At 71.5% G+C, this 26,891-nt stretch carries 19 protein-coding genes; 10 read left to right on the top strand and 9 right to left on the bottom strand.

Features of this window, described 5'->3' with window-relative positions:
- Positions 1-95: 95 nt before the first annotated feature.
- Positions 96-1,733 carry an acyl-CoA dehydrogenase family protein gene (locus tag ACZ4VI_RS18590; protein ID WP_468000367.1) on the bottom strand — a complete coding sequence of 546 codons (1,638 nt, stop codon included), beginning with the start codon at positions 1,731-1,733 and terminating at the stop codon, positions 96-98.
- A 17-nt stretch (positions 1,734-1,750) separates the two neighbouring features.
- Between ACZ4VI_RS18590 and ACZ4VI_RS18595 the strand changes: the two genes are divergently transcribed.
- The 4 genes from ACZ4VI_RS18595 to ACZ4VI_RS18610 all read left to right on the top strand — a co-directional run bounded on the left by ACZ4VI_RS18595 (position 1,751) and on the right by ACZ4VI_RS18610 (position 6,569).
- Positions 1,751-2,866, top strand: coding sequence for a YihY/virulence factor BrkB family protein (locus ACZ4VI_RS18595; protein ID WP_468000369.1), 1,116 nt, complete (start codon positions 1,751-1,753; stop codon positions 2,864-2,866).
- A gap of 316 nt (positions 2,867-3,182) precedes the next feature.
- Complete coding sequence (locus ACZ4VI_RS18600) at positions 3,183-4,298, top strand: sulfite oxidase (RefSeq protein ID WP_468000371.1); 1,116 nt, start codon at positions 3,183-3,185, stop codon at positions 4,296-4,298.
- A 26-nt stretch (positions 4,299-4,324) separates the two neighbouring features.
- Positions 4,325-5,692 carry an MBL fold metallo-hydrolase gene (locus ACZ4VI_RS18605; protein ID WP_468000373.1) on the top strand — a complete coding sequence of 456 codons (1,368 nt, stop codon included), beginning with the start codon at positions 4,325-4,327 and terminating at the stop codon, positions 5,690-5,692.
- A 25-nt stretch (positions 5,693-5,717) separates the two neighbouring features.
- Positions 5,718-6,569 (top strand): sulfurtransferase, encoded by an 852-nt coding sequence (locus ACZ4VI_RS18610; protein WP_468000375.1) that lies wholly within the window; start codon positions 5,718-5,720, stop codon positions 6,567-6,569.
- Here ACZ4VI_RS18610 and ACZ4VI_RS18615 read toward each other — a convergent pair.
- The 3 genes from ACZ4VI_RS18615 to ACZ4VI_RS18625 all read right to left on the bottom strand — a co-directional run bounded on the left by ACZ4VI_RS18615 (position 6,502) and on the right by ACZ4VI_RS18625 (position 10,291).
- A complete protein-coding gene (locus tag ACZ4VI_RS18615) occupies positions 6,502-8,292 on the bottom strand; it encodes an NAD-binding protein (protein WP_468000749.1) in 1,791 nt (596 codons plus the stop codon). The genes ACZ4VI_RS18610 and ACZ4VI_RS18615 overlap by 68 nt on opposite strands.
- Positions 8,293-8,304: 12 nt before the next feature.
- Positions 8,305-9,714, bottom strand: a complete 1,410-nt coding sequence (locus ACZ4VI_RS18620) for a flotillin family protein (protein ID WP_468000377.1) — start codon at positions 9,712-9,714, stop codon at positions 8,305-8,307.
- A gap of 70 nt (positions 9,715-9,784) precedes the next feature.
- A complete protein-coding gene (locus ACZ4VI_RS18625) occupies positions 9,785-10,291 on the bottom strand; it encodes a hypothetical protein (RefSeq protein WP_468000379.1) in 507 nt (168 codons plus the stop codon).
- 232 nt (positions 10,292-10,523) lie between these two features.
- Between ACZ4VI_RS18625 and ACZ4VI_RS18630 the strand changes: the two genes are divergently transcribed.
- The 3 genes from ACZ4VI_RS18630 (at position 10,524) to ACZ4VI_RS18640 (ending at position 14,078) form a co-directional block, all read left to right on the top strand.
- The gene (locus tag ACZ4VI_RS18630) at positions 10,524-11,582 is read left to right on the top strand and encodes a PucR family transcriptional regulator (protein ID WP_468000381.1); all 1,059 of its coding nucleotides are present in this window, start codon (positions 10,524-10,526) and stop codon (positions 11,580-11,582) included.
- Positions 11,583-11,706: 124 nt separating this feature from the next.
- A complete protein-coding gene (locus tag ACZ4VI_RS18635; RefSeq protein ID WP_468000383.1) occupies positions 11,707-12,687 on the top strand; it encodes a DUF1702 family protein in 981 nt (326 codons plus the stop codon).
- Positions 12,684-14,078, top strand: a complete 1,395-nt coding sequence (locus ACZ4VI_RS18640; RefSeq protein ID WP_468000385.1) for a cytochrome P450 — start codon at positions 12,684-12,686, stop codon at positions 14,076-14,078. Before ACZ4VI_RS18635 ends, ACZ4VI_RS18640 begins: the two co-directional genes overlap by 4 nt.
- Positions 14,079-14,150: 72 nt before the next feature.
- Here the strand turns inward: ACZ4VI_RS18640 and ACZ4VI_RS18645 are convergent, their stop codons facing one another.
- From ACZ4VI_RS18645 to ACZ4VI_RS18665, 5 genes are read right to left on the bottom strand one after another with little or no spacing between them, the layout of a single operon-like run.
- Complete coding sequence (locus tag ACZ4VI_RS18645; protein ID WP_468000386.1) at positions 14,151-14,660, bottom strand: flavin reductase family protein; 510 nt, start codon at positions 14,658-14,660, stop codon at positions 14,151-14,153.
- Between the two features lie 3 nt (positions 14,661-14,663).
- Positions 14,664-15,140 carry an acyl-CoA thioesterase gene (locus ACZ4VI_RS18650; protein WP_468000388.1) on the bottom strand — a complete coding sequence of 159 codons (477 nt, stop codon included), beginning with the start codon at positions 15,138-15,140 and terminating at the stop codon, positions 14,664-14,666.
- Between the two features lie 2 nt (positions 15,141-15,142).
- The gene (locus ACZ4VI_RS18655) at positions 15,143-21,034 is read right to left on the bottom strand and encodes a type I polyketide synthase (RefSeq protein WP_468000389.1); all 5,892 of its coding nucleotides are present in this window, start codon (positions 21,032-21,034) and stop codon (positions 15,143-15,145) included.
- Entirely contained in the window at positions 21,031-22,038 is a 1,008-nt protein-coding gene (locus ACZ4VI_RS18660; protein ID WP_468000390.1) for an enediyne biosynthesis protein, read from the bottom strand. The genes ACZ4VI_RS18655 and ACZ4VI_RS18660 overlap by 4 nt, the downstream gene beginning before the upstream one ends.
- A complete protein-coding gene (locus ACZ4VI_RS18665; protein WP_468000392.1) occupies positions 22,035-23,978 on the bottom strand; it encodes a CRTAC1 family protein in 1,944 nt (647 codons plus the stop codon). The genes ACZ4VI_RS18660 and ACZ4VI_RS18665 overlap by 4 nt, the downstream gene beginning before the upstream one ends.
- Positions 23,979-24,258: 280 nt before the next feature.
- On the opposite strand from ACZ4VI_RS18665, the gene ACZ4VI_RS18670 reads away from it, so the two are divergent.
- From ACZ4VI_RS18670 to ACZ4VI_RS18680, 3 genes are read left to right on the top strand one after another with little or no spacing between them, the layout of a single operon-like run.
- The gene (locus ACZ4VI_RS18670; RefSeq protein ID WP_468000394.1) at positions 24,259-25,809 is read left to right on the top strand and encodes a GMC family oxidoreductase; all 1,551 of its coding nucleotides are present in this window, start codon (positions 24,259-24,261) and stop codon (positions 25,807-25,809) included.
- A 43-nt stretch (positions 25,810-25,852) separates the two neighbouring features.
- The gene (locus ACZ4VI_RS18675; protein ID WP_468000396.1) at positions 25,853-26,554 is read left to right on the top strand and encodes a DUF899 domain-containing protein; all 702 of its coding nucleotides are present in this window, start codon (positions 25,853-25,855) and stop codon (positions 26,552-26,554) included.
- A complete protein-coding gene (locus tag ACZ4VI_RS18680; RefSeq protein WP_468000398.1) occupies positions 26,554-26,727 on the top strand; it encodes a hypothetical protein in 174 nt (57 codons plus the stop codon). Before ACZ4VI_RS18675 ends, ACZ4VI_RS18680 begins: the two co-directional genes overlap by 1 nt.
- Positions 26,728-26,891 lie beyond the last annotated feature (164 nt).

The raw sequence follows: 26,891 nt of genomic DNA on the forward strand, positions 1-26,891 counted from the left end.
AGCGGCGGGTGGTGCCGTGTCGGCGCAGCACCACCCTCCGCTTCAGCGCTTCAAACGCTTCAAACGCTTCAGCGCTTCAACGCGCGCGGCCCGGCTCAGACCTCCGCCCGCGCCCGCTCCACCACCGCGCCCAGATCGAGCGTCGACGGCAGCGTCCCGAACGCCGTGCCCCAGTCGCCGCCGAGCCGCGAGGCGCAGAACGCGTCCGCCACCTCCGCCGGCGCCCACCGCACCAGCAGCGACCCCTGCAGCACCAGCGCCATCCGCTCCACAAGGCGTCGCGCGCGCCCCTCGATCCCGTCCAGATCGGCCAGCTCGGTCAGCATCCCCTTGATCGCCCCGTCCAGCCGGTGATCCGCGCCCCGCGCCTTCCCGACCTCCGTCAGGAACGCGTTCAGCGCCATCGGCTCCCTCTGCAGCGCCCGCAGCACGTCCAGCGCCTGGACATTGCCGGCGCCCTCCCAGATCGAGTTGAGCCCCGACTCGCGCAGCAGCCGCGGCATCCCCGACTCCTCCACATAGCCGTTGCCGCCCAGGCACTCCAGCGCCTCCGCCACCAGCGGCGTGCACCGTTTCGTCACCCAGTACTTCGCCGTCGGCACCGCGATCCGCGCGAACGCCCGCTCCGCCTCCGTATCGGCGTCGTACGCCGCCGCAAGGCGCATCCCGAGGACCGTCGCCGCCTCCGACTCCAGCGCCAGATCGGCCAGCACATTGCGCATCAGCGGCTTCTCGATCAGCACCCCGCCGAACGCTCGGCGGTACGCGGCGTGGTGCACGGCCTGCGCGACCGCCTGCCGCATCAGCGCCGCCGAGCCCAGCACGCAGTCGAGCCGCGTCGCCGCGACCATCCCGATGATCGTGCGGACCCCGCGCCCCTCGTCCCCGACGCGGCGCGCCCAGGTCGTCCCGTCGAACTCGACCTCGGCGGAGGCGTTCGACCGGTTGCCGAGCTTGTCCTTGAGCCGCTGGATCGCGAACGCGTTGCGCGTACCGTCCTCCAGGACCCGCGGCACCAGGAAGCAGGTCAGCCCTTCGGGAGCCTGCGCGAGGACCAGGAAGCCGTCCGACATCGGCGCCGAGCAGAACCACTTGTGCCCGGTGAGCGCGTACGCGCCGTCCTCGGCCAGCGGCCGCGCCTCCGTCGTGTTCGCCCGCACGTCGCTGCCGCCCTGCTTCTCCGTCATCCCCATCCCGAAGAGCACCCCGGACTTCTCCGCCGGCGGCCGCAGCCCCTGCTCGTAGACGTGCGAGGTCAGCAGCGGCTCCCACACGGCGGCCAGCTCCGGGTCCGTACGCAGCGCGGGCACCGCGGCGTGCGTCATCGACAGCGGGCAGCCGTGTCCCGCCTCGACCTGCGTCGTGAGGACGAAGCCCGCCGCGCGCACCACATGACCACCCGGACGGCCCCACGCGTCCGTCAACCCGGCGCCCACCGCCCGGCCGAGCAGCCGGTGCCAGGCGGGATGGAACTCGACCTCGTCGATCCGGTGGCCGTACCGGTCGTGCGTCCGCAGCCGCGGCGGGTACGCGTTCGCCAGCTCACCCCACTCCTGCGCCTGCGCCGATCCGGCGGACCGGCCGAAGTCCGCCAGTTCCTCGCGTACGGCCGTGAAGACCTCCGGCGCCAGATGGCGCTCCACCGCCTCCGCGAGGGCCCGGTCCGCCGAGAACACGTCGTATCCCACCAGGGGCGGAGGCTGGTTGGTCACGGTGTGGGTGCTGGCTGCCATGCCGATACGGTAAGGAGGTGCAGGCAGCAAACGAAACACCCGAGCCTCGGCCCGGGGGCAGACTCCACCGGGCGCGAGTCCTCTACCGCAACGTCTCGAAGCGGAAGATGGTCTGGCTGCTCCTGAAGGACACCGTCAACTCGTGCATCGAGTACCGCATCCTCGGCCTCGCCGCCGAGGCCGCGTTCTTCACCCTGCTGTCCCTGCCCCCGCTGCTGCTCGGAATGATCGCCCTCCTCGGCTACGCCGACGACTGGACCAACACCGACACGGTCGCCAGCATCGAGGAGAACATCCTCAACGCCGCCCGGACGGTCCTCTCCGACCGGGGCGTCCGCGAGATCGCCAAGCCGCTCTTGGACGACGTCACTCAGGGCACCCGGCCGGAACTGGTCTCGCTCGGCTTCGCCATCGCCCTGTGGTCCGGCTCGCGCGCCGTGAACGTCTTCATCGACACCATCACGGTGATGTACGGGCTCGACGGGATCCGCGGCATCGTCAAGACCCGGCTCCTCGCCTTCCTCCTCTACATCGTGGCGCTGCTCATCGGCGCGGTCGTGCTGCCGCTCGCGGTGGTCGGGCCCGACCGGGTGGTGGAGCTGATCCCCTGGGGCACGGAGGTCGTCTCCGTCCTGTACTGGCCGGTCGTCATCCTGCTCTCGATCGCGTTCCTGACCACGCTGTACCACGTGTCCGTGCCGGTCAGGTCGCCGTGGATCGAGGACATCCCGGGCGCGCTGGTGGCCCTGGGGATGTGGGTGCTCGGCAGCTTCCTGCTGCGGATCTACCTCACCAGCCAGGTCGAGGGCCCGACGATCTACGGCTCCCTGGCCGCGCCCATCGCCGTCCTTCTGTGGATCGGCATCTCAGCCTTCGCCGTGCTCGTCGGCGCGGCGGTGAACGCGGCGATCGACCGCGTCTGGCCCTCGGTCGCCACGGCCGCGGCCCGCGAGGCCACCGACCGCGCCCGCGCCGCCCAGGCCGCCGACCTCGTCGCCCGCGTCCGCGCGGAGGCGGACGAGGTGGACGAGGACGACCCGGACATGCCGTCCGAGTTCCCCGAACGCTGGTCCCGCTTCCTCCCCCCGGACGACGTGAAGGCCCGCCTGCACTCGGGGTGGGAGAAGGACTGACCGCGGGCGCGTAGAACCGGCACGGGATCTGCGCGGGGGCGGGGAGGGGCGTCGGCGCAGGACCCCGCGCGGAGGCGGCGCCCCGGCCCCTCTGCCGCCGGTTGCTTGCCGCCGGGCAGCCCGGGGGCGAGACGGCCGGAGCCATGTGTCTCGGCGCGCGGCAGCCGCACCGTAGGGCGCTGGACACGTTCGGCTACGGGCCCAGGACCCTGGCCCGGATCCTCCGGCTCCAGCGCGCCCTCGCCTGCGCATCGGGCGCGGTCGTCGGGGGCGGACGTACGCTGAGAACGGACCGTCCCCCGACGGAGGTGCCGGCATGACCGCATCGGCCATTCCCCCGGGGCCCGGGGCCACCGCCTGGGCACCCGAGACGGTGACCACCGAGCCGTACAACGCCCAGACGCCGATGGCCGCGCTCGCCGATCCGCTGACGCCCGCGGACGCCCTCTTCGTACGCGATCACTTCGGCGTCCCGACCACGGACGTCGCCCGCTGGCGGCTGCGCGTCGACGGCGCCGTGACCGCGCCGCTCACGATCGGCTACGAGGAGCTGATCGCCCTCGGCCGCCCCGGACGCAAGGAGTTCGACGTCGTCCTGGAGTGCGCGGGCAACGGGCGCGCCCTGATGAACCCCCGCCCGCCGGGCCTGCCCTGGCGAGAGGGCGCGGTCGGCTGCGCCCGGTTCGCGGGCGTGCCCTTCCACGTCGTCGCCGAACAGGCCGGCGTCGACCCGGCCGCGGTCGAGTTCGTCTTCACGGGAGCCGACGCCGGCACCGTCCACGGGCGCCGGGCGGCCTTCGAGCGCGCGCTCCCGCTCGCCGAGGCCCTGCACCCCGACACCCTCCTCGCCACGCACATGAACGGCGAGCCGCTCGCACCCGGGCACGGCGCCCCGGTCCGGCTCGTGGTCCCCGGCCGGTACGCGGTCGCCGACGTGAAGTGGCTGGTCGGGGCGCGAGCCGTCACCGAACCCTTCACCGGCGTCTTCCAGACCGAGGAGTACGTCTACATCGCCTCCGACGGCACCCCCGACGGGCCCGTCGAGGCCATCCGCGTCAAGTCGCTGATCACCGCGCCCGAACCGGACGAGGACCTGCGCCGCGGTGCGGAGACCGTCGTACGCGGCCGGGCCTGGTCCGGCGCCGGACGGACCGTCGGCCGGGTCGAGGTCCGGGCCGAGGACCAGGACGCCATCGGGCCGGACGGGCGCGCCCCCGACGCGGAGTGGCACGACGCCGAACTCGAGCCGCCCACCGGCCCGTACGCCTGGACGGGCTGGTCGTACCGGTGGACGCCGCGCCGCCCCGGCCGCTACCGGCTGCTGGCCCGCGCGACCGACTCCCACGGTGCCACCCAGCCGGAGCGCGCCCCGTGGAACGCCCAGGGCTACGGCTGCAACCCGGTCGCCTCGGTCGAGGTGGTCGTCGTCTGAGTTCCTGTCCGCCCCAGGGGAACACCATGGACACCACGCACACGATGGACATCGAGATCACGACCACGGCCTCGCTCGGAGACACCAGTTACCTCCTCGTCAGCGGCGACGAGGCCGCCCTCGTCGACCCGCAGCGCGACAGCTGGGACCTCGTCGAGTCCTGTACGTCCAGGGGGGTACGGATCCGGTACGTCCTGGAGACGCACGTGCACAACGACTACGTCTCCGGCGCCCTGGAGGTCCGCGCCGCCACCGGCGCCACCGTGGCCGGACCCGCCCGCGCCTCGTACGCCTTCGACCACCTTCCGCTGGCGGAGGACGACGAGATCACCGTCGGGGACGTCGTCGTACGGGCCATGGAGACGCCCGGGCACACGGCGGAGCACACCGCGTACCTGATCGTCGAGAACGGCCGCGACACCCCGGCCGCCGTGTTCACCGGAGGCAGCCTCCTCGTCGGCGGATCCGGACGCACCGACCTGTCCGGCGCCGACCGCGCCCGCGACCTCACCCTGGCCCAGTTCCGCTCGCTGCGCCGCCTCTCGCTGCTGCCGGACACCACCCGCGTCCTGCCGACGCACGGCGCGGGCAGCTCGTGCGCGGCCGGGCCCGTGTCCCAGGGCCGGACGACCACGATGGGCGCCGAGCGGCGCACCAACCCCGCGCTCGGTGCGAGCGACGAGGAGGAGTTCGTACGGGACCGGCTCACGGGCCTGCCGCCGTACCCCGCGTACTACCACCACATGGCGCCGATCAACCGGTCAGGACCCGCGGTGCTCGGCGGCGTGCCCGCCGTCCGCCCGCTCTCGGTGAACGAGGTGGAGGGCCTGGTCGGGGGCGGCGCGCAGCTCGTCGACGGGCGCGACCGCCGGACGTTCGCCGAGGCCCATCTGCCGGACTCCCTCTGCGACGAGCTGGACGAGCGGTTCGCGAGCCTGGTCGGCGAGATCGTGCCGTTCGGCACGCGGCTCGTCCTCGTCCTGCCCGAACCCGCCGAGGAGGCCGCCGAGGAGGCGATGGTCCAGCTCCTGCGGATCGGCTACGAGAACGTCGCGGGTCATCTGTCCGGTGGCGTCGAGGCGTGGCGGGAGGCGGGCCGGCCGGTGCGCTCCTTCCGTACCGCCGCCGCGGCCGAGCTCGCCGGACGGCTCGACGACCGCTGGGTGCTCGACGTACGGCCGCAGCGCCCGGAGGGCGGAGTCCCCGGCACGCACGCCGTGCCGCTGGCCGAACTGCCCCGACGGCTGGGCGAGATACCCCGGGACCGCGAGGTCTGGACGGTCTGCGGGAGCGGCCGCCGGGCGACCATCGCGGCGAGCCTGCTCGACCGGGCGGGCGTTCCCGTCACGGCGGTGGTCCGGGGAGGTGCACGGGACCTGATGACGCACACGTGAGACGCACCGGCGAAGGGAACAGACGATGGGCACCAACGGCTACGCGCATCCCGAGACCCTGGTGGACACCGAGTGGCTGGCCGCCCACCTCGACGATCCGACCGTCCGCGTCATCGACGTGGACGAGGACACCACCGCCTTCGAAATCGCCCACATACCGGGGGCCGTGGGCTGGAACTGGTCCACCGACCTGCACACCCCGGTGGGCCGCGACTACGTGGACCGGGACGCGCTGGGCGAGCTCCTCGCCGCGGCGGGCGTCGAGGACGACACGACGGTGGTCCTGTACGGCGGCAACAACAACTGGTTCGCGGCGTATGCCTACTGGATCCTGCGGCTGCGCGGCTTCACCAGGGTGAAGCTGCTCGACGGCGGACGGAAGAAGTGGGAGCTGGAGAGCCGGGGCATGACCCGGATGGTCACCGAATACCGGAACACCGGCTTCACGGTGAAGGGCCAGGAGAACCCGCAGTTCCGGGCCCTGCGCGCCGAGGTCCTCGAACGCGCCGGGTCCTCGGCCGGGATGGTCGACGTACGGTCCCCGGAGGAGTACCGGGGTGAGAGGCTGGCGCCGCCCCACCTGCCGCAGGAACAGGCACAGGTGCCCGGCCACATCCCGGGCGCGGCCAACGTCCCCTGGTCGCAGGCGGCCAACGACGACGGCACGTTCAAGTCGGCGGACGAACTGAGGGAGTTGTACGCGGGGAAGGGCATCACGCCCGACCGCGAGATCATCGCCTACTGCCGTATCGGCGAACGCTCCTCGCACACCTGGTTCGCCCTCCACGAACTGCTCGGCTACCCGGACGTCAAGAACTACGACGGCTCCTGGACCGAGTACGGCTCGCTGGTACGGGCCCCGGTCGAGATGGGGTGACGTCGAGCAGCTCGGCCAGTCCGCGTCGGGTCGCGGCGACGACGACGCGGTCCTCGGGACGGAGTACGTGACCGGGGCGGAGGTCCCACAGCAGCTTGGGGCGTTCCCCGTCGTCGTGTGCCGAGGCGAGGTCGGGGCGGCGGGTCTGCGGCGTGGCGGTGTCCAGGGCGATCACGCGCCAGGCGCCGGGGCGGAACGCGTCGGCGACGGTGCGGCCCGCGAACTGGGGGTGTCCGGCCACGAGGAGAGCGGCGAAGAGGAGGACCTTGCGCTCGACGGGGATCGCGCCGAGGATCTGGCGGCCCATCATGGCGCCGGCGAAGGCGGGCGCGGCCAGATGGGTGACGCTGCGGCTCCGGGTGAGGGCGTCGGGGTGCGCGGTGCGCAGGGTCCGGTAGACGGCGGTGGCGAAGTCGTCGTCGTACAGCCGGAGCGCGACGCGCAGGTCCGGCTTGACGGCGCGCGCCGAGAGCGTGGCTTCCAGGTTGGTGGTGTCGGCGCTGGTCAGGGCGAGCAGGGCGTGGGCCCGGTGGATACGGGCGGCCTCCAGGACGCCCTCCTCGGTGACATCGCCGAGGACCACCGGCACGCCCAGTCCACGGGCGAGGGGAATGCCACGCGCGTCGGGGTCCTCCTCGACGCACACCACCGGGATGTCGAGTTCCCGCAGCCGGGCGAGGACGCGGGCGCCGACCTTGCCCAGGCCGAGCAGCACGACGTGGCCGGACAGCCCCCGGGGCGGCCGGCGCAGCGCGCCCACTCCCCGGAACGTACCCAGTGCCTCCAGCGCGCCCGCCACGAGCAGGGGCAGCAGAGCGAGGCCGGCCAGACCGGAGAGGAGCTGGAGGATCTGGCGGGAGGTGGGTTCGCCGACGGCCGGGTCGCCGATGGAGAACAGGTCGAGCAGGGTGAGGTACGCGGCGTGCAAGGGGTCCGCCTCGGTGGCGACCGTCGCCGCCACGGTCAGCGCGAGTACGGAGGCGACGATCCCGGCCAGGGACCAGCGCAGCCGCCTGGAGAAGAGCTCACCGAGAGACGCGCCCGGGCGGGAGAGGCGTCGCGCCGGCAGGGTGGGACCCGCGTGCCGGACCGTCTCCAGGACGACGCTGCCGCGCCCCGACGAGGCCCGCACCGTGCGGTCGTCCGGGAGGAGCTGGGGGCCCTGCGTGCCGCTGGAGTCCGCGCCCTCGGCGCCGGCGGGGTCGGTGGTGGTCGACGACAGCAGGGCAAGAGTGCACAGCCCGGACTCCGTCACCTCTCCTCGCCCGGGTGGTGTGCGCTCGGCGGCGCGCAGCAGTAGCCCGTCGGCCTGGACCACCTTGCTGGTGCCGGCCACGGCCGTGGCGGCGAGCGCAGGAGCGGCGGTGTCCGCGTCCGACAGGACGGTCGTGGAGGCCTCGAGAAGCGACCGCTCCATGCCCGGTGCGGCGACGAGCGCCGCCTGGTCGAGGAGTTCTTCCAGATGCTGCCCGAGCTTGCGGTTGTACATGCGGACCACGAGCCGCAGACCGGGGCTCAGCCGGCGGGCGGCGAGTGCGGCGCGGAGGTTCGTCTCGTCGTCCTCGTACAGCAGGGCCAGGGCGGCCGCACGATCCACCCCGGCCCGCAGGAGCGCCTCGTCCGTGGGTGCGCCGGGCGCCACGAGGACGACCCGCTGACGGTAGACGTCCCGTAACTCCGCCGCGAGGCGGTGTGCGAGCCCGTCGTCCCCGCACACCACCATCAGAGTCACTGTCTACTTGCTGATCTCGACGGGTTCGCCGGCCGAGGCCGCGGGCGTCTTCCGTGTGAAGTCCTGGAGCAGCTGGGCGAGGTCGACTCCCGTGGTGGAGCTGAGCAGTTCCATCCCCTGGGCGACGTTGTCGGTGACCGTACGGGTGAGCCGGCTCGCGCCGTCCGTGGAGATGACGGTCATCTTGTCGACGGCCGCGAGCGGTTCGGACGCCTTCGCGACGACCTGGGGCAGCACCTCCACGAGCATCTGGAGGACGGCCGCGTCGCCGTACCGCGCGAACGCGTCGGCCTTCTGCCGCATCGCCTCGGCCTCCGCCGCGCCCCTGGCGGCGATCGCCGCGGCCTGCGCCTCGCCCTCGATGCGTACGGCGTCGGCGAGGGCCGCACGGTGGGCCTTCTCGCCCTCGCCGGTGAGGCGTGCGCGCTCGGCGTCGGCCTCGGCCTCCTTGACCAGGGCGATCCTGCGGGCCTCGGCCTCCTGCTCGGCCTGGTAGCGCGCGGCGTCGGCCGGCTTGCGGACCTGGGTGTCGAGCTGGCGGTCGGTCAGCGCCGCCTGACGGGCGGCGACCTTCTCCTGCGCGGTGAGGATGTCCTGACCGCGGGCGGCCTCGGCCAGCGGACCGGCGGCGTTCGCCTGGGCCGCTGCCTCGTCGGTCTGCGCCTTGATCTCGGCCTGCTTGAGGTACAGCGTCCGCTGGGCGATCGCGATCTCCTCCTCCGCCTTGAGGCGGGCCTGCTCGGCGGCGCGGCGCGCGACGGCCTCGGCGATGTCCGCCTCCTGCTTGGCACGGGCGGCCTCGGGACGGCCCAGGTCCTCCAGATAGGAGCCCTCGGTGGTGATGTCCTGGATCTGGAAGGCGTCCAGGACCAGGCCCTGGCCGGAGAGGCTCGCCTCGGCCTCCTCGGCGACCTGCCCGGCGAACGCGGCCCGGTCGCGGATGATGTCCTCCACCGACATCCGGCCCACGATCGAGCGCAGCGCGCCGGAGAGCACCTCCTGCGTGAAGCCGACGATCCCGTTCTGCTGCATCAGGAACCGCTGGGCGGCGGCCCGGATCGAGTCCTCGGTCCCGCCGACCTTGACGATCGCGACGCCCTCCAGGTTCGCCTTCACACCGCGCAGCGTGACCGCTCCGCGCACGGCGACCGGAATGTGCCGGCTGGACAGGTCGAGCGTGAACTTCTGCTGGACGAAGGGGACGACGAAGACGCCGCCGCCGACCACGACCTTCTGCCCGCTGTTGTCGGTGAACACCCGACCGGTGGCCGGGTCGGTGGCCTGCTTGCCGCGCCGGCCGGTGATGATGAACGCCTCGCTCGGCCCGGCGACCTTGTAGCGAGTGATGACGACGAAGGCGAGCAGCACGACGAGTACGCCGATGCCCACCACAGCCGTGAGTACAGCTCCCATGACCGACTCCCCTTGATGGTGCGAAGTGATGTGAGGCGAATGAGACAGACAGAGCCCGGTGGCCGGGAGGTCAGTTGTCGACCGGGCGTACGGCGACCGACGTCGGCGAGAGCACCGACTCGACCCACACCTCGGCGCCGCGTGGCACGGGGGCGGCCGACCTGGCCGCGTACTTCACGGGCTGACCGGCGAGGAAGAGCAGCACCTCGCCGTAGCCGTCGGCAGGGATCGCGGTGACCACCGAGCCCGAGCTGCCCGTCAGGTCCTCGCCACACGGTGCGGCCGCGGCGTCGTCGCGCATCAGCACCCGGCTGAACCGCCAGGTGAGCCAGGCCACGACGCCCCCCGTCAGCACGCCCGCACCCGTGGCGACCCCTGCCCCCGTGCCGGTGACCTCCCAGGTGATCGCGCCCGAGAATCCCAGCGCGGACACGAACCCGGTGATCACCGGCAACGACAGAAACCCGTCCAGTCCTCCGTCGACACCGTCGAGGACCCCCTCCAGCACCCCGTCGAGGGCCAGGGACAGGACGAGCAACGCGAGGCCGACGATGCCGAGACCCGGAAACCAGGCCATGCCCCCGCCTCCCTCGTACCGCGTTGTTTCCGCCGTCCGGGGGATGGTTCCACGCGACCGCTCATCGGTTCATTGCCGGATGTCGGCAATCTTTACGCGTTGTTGATGCCGTCCCTACGCGGCTTCGCGCCCGCACCGGTCCGCAGGGGCCCGGACGTGGCACTCTTGCTGCGGCGCACGACCTGGGACGTAAGAAACGCGTCATGGGGGTGTCAGGACCGGGGGAGGCGGCATGGGCCGGCAGACGGCGGACGAGTATGTGGCGGGGTACGCCGAGATCCTGCTGGACGCCTGCGCGACCGGGCGCCGGCTGACGCGCGCCGAGCTCGAGTCCCGCCGGGCGCACGGCGAACGGGCCGCCGAGGCGGGGCTCGGCCTGCGGCCGCTGATCCGCGAGCACCTGGCCGCGGCCCAGGACGTCCTTCCCCGGCTCTCGCCCGCCGACGCCCGGCTGTTGCTCGCGGTGGTCGAGCAGGTGGTGGACGCGTTCGCCGAGGGCTACGAGCGGGCCCAGCACCAGGCGGTGCGTCAGGAGGAGGCGGCGCGCCGCGAGTTCATCGACGATCTGCTGTACGGGCGCAGTGACCTGGGCCGGCTCGCCGAGCGGGCCGAGCGGTTCGGCCTGCGCCTCTCGCAGGCCCACGCGGTCGCGGTGGCCCAGGGCCCGGAGCCGTACGGGGACGGCTATCCGGTGGCCCGCGGGATAGAGGAGTCGATGCTGGCCCGGTTCGGCAACCGGCGGATCCTGCTCACCACGAAGGACGGCCGGCTGATCTGCGTCGCGCCGGGCGACGAGCCGGACGTCCTGGAGTACTTCGCCAAGCAGGCGTACGCGGTCACCGACGGCGGCCGGGTGGCCATCGGCCGGTCGCACCAGGGCGCCGGGGGAGTGGTCCACTCCTACGAGGAGGCCCTCAACGCCCTCGACCTGGCCGGGCGCATGGGCCTGGAGGGACCGGTGCTGTACGCGGCCGACCTGCTGGTCTACCCCGTCCTCACCCGGGACCGGCAGGCGATGGCCGACCTGGTGGAGAGCGTCCTCGGCCCGCTGCGCCAGGCCCGCGGCGGCGCGCAGCCGCTCATCGACACCCTCGCCGCATACTTCGACAGCGGGTGCGTGGCCACCGAGGCGGCGCGCCGACTCGCGCTGAGCGTCCGGGCCCTGACGTACCGACTGGAACGCATCCACGCCCTGACCCACGCCGACCCCGCGGACCCCGGCCACCGCTACACCCTGCAGACCGCGGTGATCGGTGCCCGCCTCCTGGACTGGCCGGGCACCCAGGCCTGAGCGGGCGGCCTCCGGGAGCGCTCAGCGGCGATGGGCACGCTCGAAGTAGGCGGGTGGGAGCGGTGATCGGGAGCATCGGATTCGGACAGCTGCGCCACTGGCAGCCCGACCGAAGGAGGGATCCATGGCCGGTTCATGGCGCGCGCTCCGGCGCCGCATCCTGACACCGAGTCATTCGGCCACGCGGCTCTCGACGCGAGGCTTTCACGAGAAGAGCCCCGCCGCGCGAGAGCTCCTCGAAACCGTGGGCGGAACGTTTCTCACCGGCTACGCGTACGCCGTGGAGGCTCGCACCAAAGCCGAGGCCGAACAGCGACTGGAGCAGATACCACGGCAGTTCCGCGGCTTCGCCTACGAAGGCGCCGGAATGGGCTGCGCGATGCTCGACGGACTGCCGTTCGGCACGGGCCGCAAGGTCGAGGAGCTCCTCAGCGGCCGGGGCGTCCACCACAGTTACATGGTGCACGTGGGCGTCGGCTGGGCCATGGCCCGGCTGCCCCGGTTCCGCTGGAAGGCGATCGCCCCCGCGGACCCGCTGCTGCGCTGGCTGGCGCTCGACGGCTACGGCTTCCACCAGGCGTACTTCCAGACCCAGAAGTACGTCCACCAGCAGTACCAGGAGCCGAACTTCCCCTGGCCCGTCGACGGACCCTCCTGGTACTCCTCTCGCGTCATCGACCAGGGAATCGGCCGCGCCACGTGGTTCGTCGGAGGCGCGGCACCGGATGTGGTGGCCGACCTGCTCGACCGCTTTCCCGAATCCCGGAGGCCCGATCTCTATGCCGGTGCGGGGCTCGCCGCGTCGTATGCGGGCGGCGGGGACGAGTCGGAGCTCGAGGTGTTCTGGAAGCGCGCAGAGAAGTACCGCCCGCAGGTGGCGCAGGGCGCCGCGTTCGCCGTGACCGCACGGGTGGAGGCCGATCTGGTCGTCCCCCACACCGCGCTGGCGGCGCAGTTCTTCTGCGGCATGGAGCCCGAGCAGGTGGCACAGCTGTGCGACGAGGCGTGGCCGGATCCGGTTGTCGACGGCGAGGTGCCCGCGTACGAGGTGTGGCGCCGGCGCATCTCCGAGCAGGTCATGGAAGAGCGTGGGGCGCAGACATGACCGGCGCGCCGGCGACAGACACTGTGCCCACACCGGGCACCCGGCCCCGGCGGCTCCCGCCGGGGCCCTCCCGTGCGCTGACCGCACAACTCCTCGCCAGGATGGCCCGGGACCGGCTCGCCGTCATGACCTCGGTCGCCGGCACCTACGGGGACGCGGTACGGCTGCCGCTCGGGCCCAAGACGCTGTTCTTCTTCAACCACCCGGATCACGCCAAGCATGTCCTGACCGACAACCACACCAACTACCACAAGGGAATCGGCCTCGTGCACGCCCGGCGGGCGCTCGGCGACGGCCTGCTGACCAGCGAGGGCGAGCTGTGGCGCAGCCAGCGCAAGACGATCCAGCCGGTCTTCCAGGCCAGGCGGATCGCCCGGCAGGCGGGCGTGATCGGGGAGGAGGCCGTCAAGCTGGTGGCCCGCCTGCGGGCGCGGGAGGACGGCGGCGGCCTCGTCGACATCCGGGAGGCGATGACCGGTCTCACCCTGGGTGTGCTCGGCCGTACTCTCCTGGACGCCGACCTGGATGCCTTCGACTCGATCGGGCAGTCCTTCGAGGCCGTCCAGGACCAGGCCATCTTCGAGATGATGTCGCTGAGCACGGTCCCGGCCTGGCTGCCACTGGCCCGGCAACGGCGTTTCCGGCAGGCGCGGGCGGACCTGGACCGGATCGTCGCCCACCTGGCCGCGGAGCGTGCCGCGCACCCGAGCGCGGACGGCGACGACGTCCTGTCCCGGCTGATCGAATCGACCCGGCAGGACAGGGATCCGGCCGTCGGCCGGCGGCGGATGCGGGACGAGCTCGTGACCCTGCTGCTCGCCGGCCACGAGACGACCGCCTCGACCCTGAGCTGGGCCTTCCATCTGCTCGATGACCACCCGCTCGTCTGGGAGCGGGTGCACAAGGAAGTGGTCGAGGTGCTCGGCGACCGGTCGCCCACGATCGAGGACCTGCACCGCCTCACGTACACGACCATGGTCATCGAGGAGGTCATGCGGCTCTATCCGCCCGTCTGGATCCTGCCGCGGGCAGCCCAGGAGGCGGACGAGATCGGCGGCTATCGGGTGCCCGCCGGGGCCGATGTGCTGATCTGCCCGTACACGCTCCACCGGCATCCCGCGTTCTGGGACGCGCCGGACCGTTTCGACCCCGAGCGCTTCGCCCCGGACCGCGCGGGCGGGCGCCACCGTTACGCGTACGTTCCCTTCGGCGCGGGACCGCGTTTCTGCGTCGGCCAGAGCCTGGGCATGCTGGAGGCCACCATCGTGCTGGCCACCGTGGTGCGCGAGCTCAGACTGACCAAGGCCCCCGGGTATGTGGTGCGGCCCGAGCCGATGCTGACGCTGCGGGTGCGCGACGGGCTGCCGATGACGGTGCGATCGGTCGCCTGAGCCTGACGGACGCGAAGGAGCCCCCGGCCGGTCGGCCGGGGGCTCCTTCGTCGTACGGGTCAGGCGTAGGGGTCAGGCCGACAGGCGGTGGAAGCCGCCGCCGAAGTACAGCAGCGGATCGTCCGTCTCCTCCCGCCCGACGTCGAGCACCGAGCCCAGGAAGATCGAGTGGTCGCCCCCGTCGTAGACCGCCGCGAGGCGGCACTCCAGCCACGCCTGCGCGCCGCTGAGGACGGGAGTCCCGGTGTGCTTGCCCGGCACGGTGTCGACGGCCTCGAACTCGCGTCGGCCGCGCGGCCTGCTGTGGTCCGCGAAGTACCTGGCCACGCTCTCCTGGTTGCCGGCGAGGACCGAGACCGCGAAGGCCCCTTCCTCCAGGATGACGTCGTGAATGGCCGCCGTACGGATCACGCACGCCAGGATCAGCGGCGGCTCCAGCGAGACCGAGGTGAAGGAGTTGGCCGTCATGCCCCGAGGGGCCTCCTGGCCGGCCGTGAGCACGGTGACGCCGGTGGCGAAGCGGCCCAGTACGCCGCGCAGTTCACGTGTGTCGTACGTCGTCACCCGATCGGTGGCGGCCATCTCTCAGCCCCCGCTCGTCACGTCGGCGAGCTGCCCCGCCGCCGGCTGCTGCCGCGTCACGTACGGCGCCAGCGCCTTGCGCAGCGATTCGGGCACCTTCGCCGGACGGGTGTCGGTGTTCGGACCGCGCATGCACGCGATCCGCTGCCGCCCCCGCGCCACCAGTGCCTCGGATCCGTCCTTGCCGACCCGTACGTAGTCGAAGCTGAAGCCGATCTGAGTCTGCGTCAGATCATCCAGCCGCATCCGGATCGACAGCTCGTCGAAGGCCGTGATCTCCGCGAAGAACTCGCAGTCCACCTTCAGGGTGAAGAGCTTCAGGTCCTCGCGGATGTCGGCGAGCACCTCCGGCGCCCGCTCCAGCAGGAACATCTCCCGGCAACGCCCCTGCCAGCGCAGGTAGTTGACGTAGTAGACATTGCCGACCAGGTTCGTCTCCTCGAAGCCGACCAGGTGGCGGTATTCGTAGTACGGCGGCATGGTCAGTCGTTCCTCTCCGTCGTCCGGGCCATCAGGGCGAACACCACGGGCTCGTCGACGCCGTGCAGAGCCGTCGGGAAGGTGGCGATCCGTGCGTCTCCGGAGCGGAGCATCACCCAGCGCTCCGCCGTGCCGGGCACGCTGTCGGCCGTGAGCCCGGTCAGCGCCCGGCCGTCCTTGCGCAGACACTCGACCGCGCTCCAGACCCGGGTGGCCGCGAGGGACAGCTCCTCCCCGTGCTCGGCGGAGAGCAGCCGGGCGAGGGCGACACCCTCCGGGCCCAGCAAGCCCGCCCACTCCTCGTCCGAACGGGCCTCGGCCGGCTGCACATCGCAGGCCACCGGCACCGCGCCGGCCACCGCGAGCGTCACACCCGCGCCGTGCGAGGCGGAGATGTACGGTCCGCCCTCGACCTCGGGCCTGCCGTCCGGGCGGTAGGTCACCGAGGTCTCCCGGCCCAGCGCCCAGCCGACCGCCTTCGCGGTCTGCGCCCGCCGTGCCGCCACGCCTTCGGCGGAGCCCTCGTCGTCGGGCCGGACGACGCAGCGTACAGCGGTGGACAGCGCCTGCTCGGCCCGGCGCTCCAGGTAGGGGCCGAGCAGAGACGGCTCCCACGGACCCGTACCGTCCTGCTTGCGTACGGCCTGCAGGCGCAGCCCCTCCCAGCGTTCGACCAACCGGCCGGCCTGGTCACGGACATCGAGGTCGTAGACGTACGTGTCGCCGTCCCGTGAGCGTTCGGCGGCGTGCAGCGTCACCTTCTTCTCGCCCCGCACGGACTCGGGGTCGGCCAGATGGAGCCGCTCGACACTCACCGGGAGCAGGGTGGCGTCCGGGACGCAGCACTGGATCGAGTGCATCAGCGCGTCGCGGGTTCCCGGGTCGGCGAGCACCAGATCGGCGGGCAGGTGCCGCGCGAACCAGGGGGCGACGGCGTTGTTCGAGATCTCGCCGACGCACTCCTTCGCCGCCAACTGCCGGTAGCCGGTGAGGCGTTGGAAGCGCAGACCCTGGAAGAGAACCGGTCCGTACAGGTCACGAGCCGGATCCAGCGAAATCCGCGGCGCGTCCTCGGCGATCGGCGAGGGCCCGTCGTCCTCGGCCTCCGGCCGGTCGTAGCGGAGCACGGCACGGAAGTGATCGGCCTGGAATCCGGTGTCACTGCTGCGGATCACCGCCTCCACGGTGCCGACACTCCGGGCCAGGACGGCGACCCGGATCGTGGTCTGTCCCTCCTTCGGTACGACGATCGGCCGCAGGAACTCCACGTCCTCCAGCGTGGGGGCACCGTCGAATCCGGTGAGCGCCGACGCGGCCTGGGCCATCGCCTCCATGCCGAGGACGGCGGGGAACAGCAGATCCCCGTCGAGCTCATGGTCGGCGAGATACAGGTCGCCGGTGGCCGAGAGATCCGAGTCGACGACCAGCTCGATCCCCGGATAGTGCGCTTGGGGCCGGTCCACGAAGCGCAGCAGCGGTAGCTCGGAGTCTTCGAGGGTGAGCGTCGGCAGACCACCGGCGCGCCCCATCACGACCAGGGCCGTCGGCGCCTGCGGATCCGCGATCAGCTCCTTGAGCAGGGCCACGCCCTCCTCGGTGGGGATCGGTTCGATGCCCTCGCGGATCAGCGACTCGAGCACGCCGAGCCGCTCGCCCATGCCGGCCCCGGACCACACCGACCACTCAAGGGCCAGGCACCGGCAGTCCGGATAGTCCTCCTGGACCCGGTACGTCAGGTCCGTGAGCCAGTCGTTGGCCGTGGCGTAGTCGGCCTCACCGCGCAGCCCGGCCCGCCCGATGATGCTGCCGAAGGTGACGAGAAGACGCAGCGAAGCCGGGTCGGTCGCGGCGAGCACCGTCTCCAGGCCGGTGATCTTCGGGGCCAGGGTGCGGCGGAAGGACGACTCGTCCAGGTTGGCGAGGGCGTGCGGTTCGTTGCGGCCCGCGCCGTGCAGCACGGCGGTGACCGGGCCGAGGGCGTCGCGGATCTCGTCGACGGCCGCCTTCACCTCGTCGGCGGAGGTGACATCGGCCCGTACGTAGCGGAAGTTCACCCCCGCGGTGGACATCCGCTGCAGGTTCGCGGCGAGTTCGGCATCGTCCGCCGGGTCCGACCGGCCGAGCAGGCCGACCCCCGCTCCGGTGTCCCGGGCGAGCGCGAGGGCGCACTCGGCGGTGATGCCCTTGCCGCCGCCCGTGACGAGCAGGACGTCCTGGGCGTCGAGGGTCGACGGGCTGCCGACAGTGGAACCCGGGCCGTCGGGTGTCGCGGCGACGGGCAGCGGGCGCAGTACCGGCACGGTGCGGCGGTCGTCCGTCCCGTACACGATCTCGCCGAATCCGCTGGTCACCGCCACATCGGCGACGATGCGGGCGGTCAGCTCCCGCACCCGCTCCTCCGGCAGCCGGTCCGGCAGCGGCAGGGTCACCACGGTGGTCGCGATGCCGGGTGCCTCCAGATGGAGGGTCTTGGCCAGGCCCGCCGCGCCGCGCCGGTCACCGACGGCGACGAAGCGGGACGCGCCCGTGTGGGACAGCGAGGCGCGGGCGGCGGCGATCATCAGCGCCGCGTGCTCCTCGGAGCAGTCCCGGGGGAGGCAGAGCAGCACGCCGTCGCCGAGACCGGCCGTGGTCAGCGCGTCGCGCAACGGCGCCGCGAGCGGGTGCCGTTCGGGTGCGAAGAGCTGCCAGTCCCCGCCGCCGGCGGTGGCGACCGCCGCGCCTCGCTCGGTCGGTACGAGGTCGACGGCGAAGGCACGCACCCAGGGACCGACACCCTGGACCGCTCGCGCCGGCTCGGCGCGGCCGTCCTCGGTCTCGGCCAACTCATCGAGCAGCTGGGCGAGTTCGGCGAGCGTGGAGGTGGCGAACGCCGTGGTGACCAGCGGCGCCGTGAGTCCCAGCTCCTGGGAGGCCTGGTTCATGATCTGCCCCACCGTGATGGAGCTCAGATGCAGTTCGTCCAGGGGATTGCTGTCCGGGTTCACCGCCTCGATCGGCAGCTCGGCCCGCTCGGCGGCGAGCCGGAGGAGCACCTCGAGGCTGCTCTCGGCGCCCGTCGCCACCGCGTCGGAGGAAGGGCTCGGGCCGGTCGTGGCCTCACCCTGCGCGGCTGCCGCCGAGGGCAGCGTGTCCCTGCGTACGCCCGCGAAGGAGAAGTCGCCCTCCGGAGTCGACTCGCACGGGCTGGCGAAGAACTGGAACTCCTTGTCCAGCGGCAACGGGCGGGTGAAGCGGTCCTGGAACAGCTCCGCGTGCCGTACGGGCGCGCCCAGCGTGTACGCCGCCGCGACAGCCGTGAGGAGGCCGGACAGCGAGCCGCTGTCCGCGTCGAGCGAGACGACGGGCACGGCAGGAGCGATCTCCGAGGCCAGGCCACGGAGGATCCGCCCGGGACCGACCTCGAGCAGCAGGTCCGTGTGCGCCGCCAGCGTCCGTACGGCCTCGCTGAACCGCACCGGATCCAGCACCTGGCGCGTCAGCAGAGCCGGTACGTCGGTGTCCGCCGGGAGGACGTCCGCGGTCACCGTGGACACCATCCGGCGCTCCAGCGGCGCGAACGACTCGGTCGCCAGGTACGCGCCGAACGCCTCCGCCGCCGGGGCCACCGCCTCGGAGTGGAAGGCGTGCGAGACGTTGATGGCGGCCGTGCCGATGCCCTGCGCCGTCGCCGCGGCGCAGACCCGCCGCACCGCGTCGGCCGGGCCGGAAATCACGGTCTGCTGGGGGCTGTTGTACCCGGCGATCACGACCGGCTCGCCGCTGAGCAGGGGCTCGACGCGGGCCGCGTCCGCGGCGATCCCGGCCATCGTCCCGTTGCCGTCGCTCGCCTCAGCCATGACCCGGCCACGCTCACCGGCGATCCGAAGCAGCGACGACTCGTCCATCGCACCGGCCCAGTGCAGCGCCGTGAGCTCGCCGAGGCTGTGCCCGGCCGCGCCCACCGCCTCGACGCCCAGCGCGGAGAGCACCCGGAGCCCGGCGATCGAGGAGGTCACGATGCGCGGCTGCGCCACGGCAGTGGCGACCAGATCGCCGTCGGTGGGCAGCGGGTGCGTACGGTACAGCTCGTCCACCGCGGCGAAACGCCGCCGTACGGCCCCGCCGTCGCCCCGGCGGCCCGCCCCCTGACCGGGGAACAGGAAACCGATGCGCGGGCTCGTCGCAGCGCTGCCGAGGAACACCCCGCCGGCCGTGTCGAGGACCGAGCGCACGCCGCTGTCGAGGTGGCTGAGCAGCTTGGTGAAGCGCTGTTCCGTCTGCTCCGGGTCGGCCGCGACGATCGCCGCCCTGATCGGCCGGTCGGCGAGTTCGCGCTGCATAGCGGCGGCGAGGTCGCCGACCTCGGCGAACGACAGCTTCGAGCTGAGCGCAGCCGCCTGGGCCACCTTGCCGCGCAGCTCGGCCATGCTGTCGGCGTCGAGGAGCAGCAGCTCCACGTCCTGGCGCGACCGGACCAGCTTCCGGGTGACCCGGCCGACATCGGACTTGCGCACCCCGTCCGCGTGCTCCACCACGATGTGCGCGTTGATGCCGCCGAAGCCCATGGAGGAGACACCGGCGCGGATCGGCGCGCCCTGCGGCCACATCTCCGCCTCGTGGGGGACACGCAGCGCCGGACGCTCACCGGTCAGTTCGGGGTGCGGGTCGACGTGACTGGTGCCGGGCGGGATGACCTGGTGACGTACCGCGAGAATGGCCTTGAGCAGGCCCGCGACGCCGGCGGCCGCCTTGGTGTGGCCGATGTTGCCCTTCACCGTACTGATCGCGGCGGGCGCCGCGTCCGGGTCGGCGGCGCGGCGGGCCTCCGAGAAGGCGCGCAGCTCGGTGGCGTCGCCGACCTGGGTGCCGGTGCCGTGGCCCTCCAGGTAGGACACCGTCTCGATGCCGAATCCGGCGGCGGCGTAGGCGCGTTGCAGCGCGAGCCGGTGGCCGCTCGCCTCGGGGCGCGTGATGCCGCCCTTGCCGTCCGAGGAGTAGCCCCAGCCCTGGATGCTCGCGTACCGGAACCTGCGCTGCTCCAGGGCGTCCTGATCACGCATCAGCACGAGCATGCCGCAGCCTTCGCCGGGCCAGAAGCCGTTGGAGCCGCGGTCGTAGACGCGCATCTCGCCCGTGGCGAGTGCCCCGGTCTTGGCGAAGCCGATCACTTCGAAGGGGTCGATACTGAGGTCCACGCCACCGACGACGGCGACATCGAGCCGTCCGTCGGCCAGCGCGTCGCACGCGGTGGCGACCGAGAGCAGGGAGGAGGAGCAGGCTCCGTCGACGGTGAACCCGCCGCCCTTGAAGTCGAAGTGGTTGCAGATCCGCCCGGCGATGGTGTTGGCGAGACCGCCGGCCAGGGTGTCCTCGCCGATCGGCGGGAACGGGCTCTTGTAGCGCTCTTCGAGCTGGTCCAGGAACCCCGCGAGGGCGGTGTCGTCCCAGCCCTGCTCGCGCAGCGCGGCGCCGACGGTGCGGCGTACGTACGGCCAGCGCAGCCGCATCAGGTTGGCCCGGCTGAACTCGCCGGTGAGGGTGTTGCCGATGATGACACCGGTGTTGACCCCGCCGAGACCCTCGCCGAGCGGGAAGCCCGCGTCTTCGAGCGCCCGCGCGGCGGTGTCGAGCGCGAGCCAGTGCGTCATGTCGGTGGAGCGGAACGTGCTGCCCGCGACCCGGTACTTGACCCGGTCGAACTCGAAGCCGTCGATCACCGCGGCCTTGGCGGAGTAGAAGCGGTCGGGCGCGGAGGGGTCGGGGGAGTAGTAGTCCTCCGCGCGCATCCGTTCGTCGGGCAGGCGGCGGAAGGCCCGCCGTCCGGCGAGGACGTTCTGCCACAGATGGCTGGGGGATTCCGCATCGGGGTAGCGGCAGGAGATGCCGACAACGGCGATCTTGGATGAGGTCACGCGGCCACCGCCTCGCTCGGGGTGCTCTCACCGAGCGCCGTGGACCGGCCCTCGGTCCTGTCTCGTCCGGATGCCTCCGGGGCGCGCCGCTTCTGGACCAGGTGGGCGACCCACCAGCCGATGCCGCGCACCGCGCAGACCACCGTGACCGCGAAGAACAGCGTGTAGACGACGTTGAACAGCATCAGGACGCCGTACACGATGGCCACCGAGGCGCCGAAAATGAACTGGTTGCGGGGCTTGAACGGGGTGGTGCCCGGGTCGCTGATCATGTAGTTGGTGAACAGTACGAAGGCGACACCGCTCATCGGTCCGAGAGCGGAGGCCAGGGCGACGTCCCAGAACTCGTGCCGGATCAGCGCCTGGATCACGAAGCCCCCGACCCAGCCGACGATGAGCGGGATCTTCTTGGTGAGCATGGAGTTGATCACCGTGCCGGCCATGACGATGATCAGCGGGATCGCGACGCGGAAGAAAGTGTCCGCGTTCTCGGTGAACTCGTACGGCGGGGCGATGCTCACCCAGGAGCCGAAGCACACCAGCGCGAGCGTGATCCCGAAGTTGGACGGGTTCATGTAGTGCCGCATACGGCCGGCGATGGGGGCCTGGAGCACGTGCTTGCCCGCGACGCCCGCGAACACCCCGAAGAGCACCGGCAGGATCTGGTTGTTCGCGTACAGCAGCATGTTCACGGCCATGGCCGTGATGTGCGAGGGCAGCAGGAACTCGTAGACGCCACGTACTCCGTTGCCCAGGAAACGCGGGGTGCGCCGCTGGGCCCACGCGCTGAGCATCTCCAGGGCGATCTCCGTGCCGTAGGCGGCGAGGGCGGCGATGATGGGCCAGAGCCAGGGCTGTTCGAAGCCCAGCACGGTATATCCGAGGATGTTGAACACGCTGATGGAGATCGCGAAGTTGCGCAGCGCGAGATAGCGCGGGTCGCGCTTGGCCTCCGCCTTGGCCTCCGGCGTGGGCTTGGCGCGGGTAGCGGTGATGGCGGTCATCGGCTCGCAACCTCCTGGGCGTCGTCGGTCAGCATGAGCGAGTGAGTGCCGGGGCTGAGCTTCTTGGTCGTCCGGTGCCGTTCGCCGTTCGCGTCCCGCCACGACACCTCCACGGTCACCGGCTCCTGCTGTTCGCCGAGCCCGAAGTGCACCTCGAAGCTGCGGAATCCACTGTGACCGCCACCGCCGTCGAGCTGCGAGACCTGGGTGCCCGCGGCCGAAGTGACCTTCACCGTGGCGCCGTACGCGGGCGAGCCGGTGTTCATGAGGCCCTTGCCCGCCTCCTGGCCGCCGTCGGTGGACGGGCGGTACAGCTTCAGCTCCAGGTGGTTGCCCCGCTGGGGCGACTTGTTGGCGTAGAAGGCCGGCGGGCCCCACTGCCGGGCGACGGCGAAGTCGAGCACGCCCGTTCCGGTGGTGTCGCCGGTGGCGATCGCCCGGGTGGGGATCTTCACGTCGAGCCCCAGCTGCTTGCCGACGTTGGCGTACACACCGCTCGCGGTCTTCGCGTAGAAGGCGAGCGAATCGTCGCCCGCGATGTCGTCACCAGGCTGGGCGTTGGGCCACATGGCCGGGTTGGAGAGCAGGTTGTCGTTGGTCATGGCCATCTCCTGGAGCCAGGGCCAACGGTCGATCTCGCCCTTGACGAATCCGCTGGTCTGGAGGATCGACAGCTCGCCGGAGTTGAGGAAGTCGGCCATCTTGGTGTCCCAGCCCCAGCCGGTCCACGCGACGCCGTGCTCCTGCGCCTCCTGCGTGAACGGGGCCTCGCCGGCGTCCAGCTTCCGGCGCATCTCCTCGGTGTCCTTGGCCTTGTTGATCCAGAGGAAGTTGCTCTCCTCCAGGCCCCACGCGGCGGTGATGTTGCTGACCATCATGTCGAAGCTGCCGTTGTGGTCGATGTCGGCGAAGTCGACGCCCATGCCCTTGAAGGAGCCGTTGCCGAGCACGAAGGACTTGGGGGTGGTCGGAGTGCGCTTGCCGACGGCCGCGGTGAACCTGATCTGCCCCGGCTTCGAGCGGTTGTACAGCAGGTGGTCGTGGCCGAAGTCGTTGGCGATGTACAGCTCGGGCAGGTCGTCGCCGGTCAGATCGGCCCCGGAGATCGCGAGGGTCCATCCGGTGGAGAGCTCGTACGGGATGGCGCCCTTCTCCTCCACGAAGGAGACGTTCGGCTCCGTGCCGGTGGTCGCGCCGGTCCAGCGCAGCACATGGTCGCCGCCGGCGTTCTTCGAGGTGGACAGCGAGTCGTTCATCACGACGTTGTCGAGCCCGTTCGGGTCGAGCACGTCCGAGTCGGGGAAGTAGTTCCCGACGACGATCGACGGGTGTCCGCTGCCGTCCAGGTCGCCGACGTGGACCGCGTCGGTGTTCCAGCGGGGGCCGTGGTACCTGCCGTCGGTGGACTGCGAGGGCACCACCTCACGCGGTACGTACGAGGCGAGCGACGGCGTCGTGGCGTCCGACCTGGCCATGAACGCGACGGGGGTGCGGCCCCAGTACGAGACGAGCAGGTCCGTCCTGCCGTCGCCGTTGTAGTCACCCGGCGTGCAGCCCGTGGGTGCCATGGCGGAGTCCATCGGCAGCGGTGCCGCGTCGAGGACGAACGGGGTGAACCGGTCGGCCTGCGGTGCGGTCGGCGTGTACGTCACGACGACCTTGTCCGTGCGGGTGTCGACGATGCACATGCCGTCGGCCCTGCCGTGCCCGGTCAGGTCGTTGATCGCGATTCCCGCGCCGACCGATGAGACCCAGGAGCGCAGCTTCTCGTACGCCGGATTGACCTTTCGAACCGTGTTCATTCGCTGCGAGTTGTAACCGGGCGGCAACGCGATCGGCATTTCCTGGAACTTGTACTTCGTCGCAGCCTGATCGCCGCCGGTCACGGCGACCGAAGTACGGACCGCAAAGAACAGCGACGCGGCCACCAATATCGTCACCAGACCTGGTGTGAGCCTGCGAAATCGCTCGCGGTGGATCACCGCACACTCCTCACTTTCGACCAAATAGGGCAATTGTTCGGCACTGAGTTCGCGTTCCGAGAATGGGTGACGGCGGGACGCCTTGCTTCTCTGACGTTGCCCTCCGCCGTCCGCCGGCCGTCGGCGGCCCGGAAGACCGTTGAGGGCAGGGCAAGTTCGGAGAAGTCGCGAGGTCAGGTGGCTGTGATGCTCGACAGGAACGTGTCCACAGCGGAATCTGAGACTCCGAAGGTGTTTCATGACGCAGACGTACGACGACATAGTGGTCGGCTCGGGTTCGGCCGGGGCAGCGCTTGCCGCGCGGCTCAGTGCGGATCCGTCACGCAGCGTTCTCCTGTTGGAGGCGGGGCCGGATTTCCCCACGATCGAAGAGACTCCACAGGACATCCGCAACGGCAGCGCGATGTCGCTGAGCGCGCACGACTGGAAATTCCGTGCGGAGATCAGCGACGGCCGAAGGATTCTTTATCCGCGTGGAAAGATAACGGGCGGATCCTCCGCCGTGGGCGCCACGATCGCCCTGCGCGGCGTACCCGAGAACTTCGCCGAGTGGGTCGCCGGCGGAAACCCGGAATGGGCCTGGGACAACGTCCTGCCGTACTACCGGAAGCTGGAGGACGACCTCGACTACGGCGGCAGTGAGCTCCACGGCAAGGGCGGCCCCGTTCCCATCCGCCGGTGGCAGGCCGGGGAGCTGACCAAGGTCCAGCAGTCGTTCGTCGAGGCGAGCCTGGCCATGGGATTCCCCGAGGTCACGGACCACAACGACCCCACGGCCACGGGCATCGGCCCGATCCCCTCCAACCGCCGGGACACCACCACCCGGATCTCCACGGCCATGGCCTACCTCACCGCTGAGGTGCGTGGCCGCGAGAACCTCACGATCCGCGCGCACACGCTCGTCCACCACCTCCTCGTCGAGGGCGGCCGCGCCACGGGTGTGGCGGTCTCCACGAACGGCGGCGGGGCCGAGGAGGTGCACGCCAGGCGGGTGATCCTGGCGGCGGGCGCCGTGAACTCGCCGGCGATCCTGATGCGCTCCGGTATCGGTCCGGCTGAGGATCTCCGGCGCCTGGGCATCGACGTCCGCGTGGACCGGCCCGGCGTCGGCGCCAACCTGATCGACCACCCGCGCACCGGCGTCTTCATGAAGCCGAAGCCGGGAGGGGTGGACACCACCGACCCGTTCCTGCAGACCATCGTCCGGACCACGGCGAAGGGCTCCACCGACTTCAACGACCTGCAGTACTACCTGGTCAGCCACTTCGATCTGACCATGTTCCCCGACCTGCAGATGCTGGCCCGCGGCAACACCATCCTGGGCGTCATGGTGGTGGACCAGAAGCCCGAGTCCCGCGGGCGGCTCCGGCTGAGCACCACCGACCCGGCCGCCGCACCCGACATCGACCTCAACTTCCTGGCCACCGAGCGCGACCTGGAGAAGCTCGTCGACGGCGTGCGGACCTGCTGGGAGCTGGCCGGCCACCCGGGCATCCGCAGCCAGGGGGAGGAGTTCATCGTCCTCGACGACACCCTGATCCAGGACGACGACATGGTGCGCCAGTACGTCCGGGTGAGCCTGGACAGCGGCTACCACCCGGTCGGCACCGCCCGCATGGGTCAGGCCTCGGACGAAGGAGCCGTGGTCGACGAGCGGCTGCGCGTGCACGGCGTCGAGGGCCTCTACCTGGCCGACGCCTCGGTGATGCCCACCATCGTCAACTGCAACACCAACCTCACCTCGATCATGATCGGCGAGCGTCTCGCGGACTGGCTCCTGGAGAGCTGAGCACGCGGACCGTACGGAAGCAGCGACCCGTCAGGAGGGACGAATGGACCTGCCCAAGGTGGCCACGCGCGAGGAATGGCTGCGCGCCCGGAAGGAATTGCTGGAGAAGGAGAAGGAGCTGACCCGGCTGCGCGACGAGGTCGTCGCCGCCAGGCCCCAGCTGCCGATGGTGAAGGTCGAGAAGGAGTACGTCTTCGACGCCCCGCAGGGAAAGGTGACCCTGCTCGATCTGTTCGAGGGCCGACGGCAGCTGATCGTCCGTCACTTCATGTTCGGGCCCGACCAGGAGGAGGGCTGCATCGGCTGCTCGATGCAGGCCGACTCCGTCGGTCACCTGGCCCACATCCACAACCGGGACACCACGTTCGTGATGATCTCCCGCGGCCAGCTCCCCAAGCTGGAGGCGTTCAAGGAGCGGATGGGCTGGAACATCCCCTGGGTGTCGTCCTTCGGCACCGACTTCAACCAGGACTACAACGTCACCACGGAGCAGGGAGAACTGCCCGGCGTCAGCGTCTTCTTCCGCCACGGAACGGATGTCTTCCACACCTACTCGGTCTTCGACCGGGGTGGCGAGATCTTCAAGAACTTCTACAACTACCTGGATCTGACCCCCCTGGGCCGCCAGGAGGCGGAGCTGGAGCACCCGTGGGACTGGTGGCGTCACCACGACAAGTACGACGACGCCACCGCGGCGGCTCCCGGGCAGAACTGGTGGAACGGTACGGACAAGTTCGCCGGCTGATGCGCCGGCTCAGCTGGCTCGCCCAGCCGCCCGCACTCGCCGCCCTCGCCCTGTTGCCGCTTGCGGGAGGAGCGGTGGCCTGGCGCCTGCTGGACCTCCACGGCGTCTGGGTAGGAGCACTTGTGGGCCTGGCGGCCGGAGTGGCGCTGATCGCACTCATCGAGCGCGGCTGAGTCCGGAGCGGATGCGCACGCCATATCAGGGGCGGCACCCAGCAATTTTGGCTGGGTGCACGCCCCTTCGGCATGCCGGGGCCGCTTTTCCCGCGCAGAGCAATTTAGAAGATAGCCCGCATGGAGCCCTCTGCGACCATCGTCGGCAGACCCGCCCGCGGCGC

The sequence above is a fragment of the Streptomyces sp. NPDC029169 genome (assembly GCF_055563935.1).

Coding starts and splice junctions, on each gene's coding strand:
- ACZ4VI_RS18590 (WP_468000367.1), bottom strand. CDS start 1,733: ATGGCAGCCAGCACCCACACCGTGACCAACCAGCCTCCGCCCCTGGTG.
- ACZ4VI_RS18600 (WP_468000371.1), top strand. CDS start 3,183: ATGACCGCATCGGCCATTCCCCCGGGGCCCGGGGCCACCGCCTGGGCA.
- ACZ4VI_RS18605 (WP_468000373.1), top strand. CDS start 4,325: ATGGACACCACGCACACGATGGACATCGAGATCACGACCACGGCCTCG.
- ACZ4VI_RS18610 (WP_468000375.1), top strand. CDS start 5,718: ATGGGCACCAACGGCTACGCGCATCCCGAGACCCTGGTGGACACCGAG.
- ACZ4VI_RS18615 (WP_468000749.1), bottom strand. CDS start 8,292: ATGGTGGTGTGCGGGGACGACGGGCTCGCACACCGCCTCGCGGCGGAG.
- ACZ4VI_RS18620 (WP_468000377.1), bottom strand. CDS start 9,714: ATGGGAGCTGTACTCACGGCTGTGGTGGGCATCGGCGTACTCGTCGTG.
- ACZ4VI_RS18625 (WP_468000379.1), bottom strand. CDS start 10,291: ATGGCCTGGTTTCCGGGTCTCGGCATCGTCGGCCTCGCGTTGCTCGTC.
- ACZ4VI_RS18630 (WP_468000381.1), top strand. CDS start 10,524: ATGGGCCGGCAGACGGCGGACGAGTATGTGGCGGGGTACGCCGAGATC.
- ACZ4VI_RS18635 (WP_468000383.1), top strand. CDS start 11,707: ATGGCCGGTTCATGGCGCGCGCTCCGGCGCCGCATCCTGACACCGAGT.
- ACZ4VI_RS18640 (WP_468000385.1), top strand. CDS start 12,684: ATGACCGGCGCGCCGGCGACAGACACTGTGCCCACACCGGGCACCCGG.
- ACZ4VI_RS18645 (WP_468000386.1), bottom strand. CDS start 14,660: ATGGCCGCCACCGATCGGGTGACGACGTACGACACACGTGAACTGCGC.
- ACZ4VI_RS18650 (WP_468000388.1), bottom strand. CDS start 15,140: ATGCCGCCGTACTACGAATACCGCCACCTGGTCGGCTTCGAGGAGACG.
- ACZ4VI_RS18660 (WP_468000390.1), bottom strand. CDS start 22,038: ATGACCGCCATCACCGCTACCCGCGCCAAGCCCACGCCGGAGGCCAAG.
- ACZ4VI_RS18670 (WP_468000394.1), top strand. CDS start 24,259: ATGACGCAGACGTACGACGACATAGTGGTCGGCTCGGGTTCGGCCGGG.
- ACZ4VI_RS18675 (WP_468000396.1), top strand. CDS start 25,853: ATGGACCTGCCCAAGGTGGCCACGCGCGAGGAATGGCTGCGCGCCCGG.
- ACZ4VI_RS18680 (WP_468000398.1), top strand. CDS start 26,554: ATGCGCCGGCTCAGCTGGCTCGCCCAGCCGCCCGCACTCGCCGCCCTC.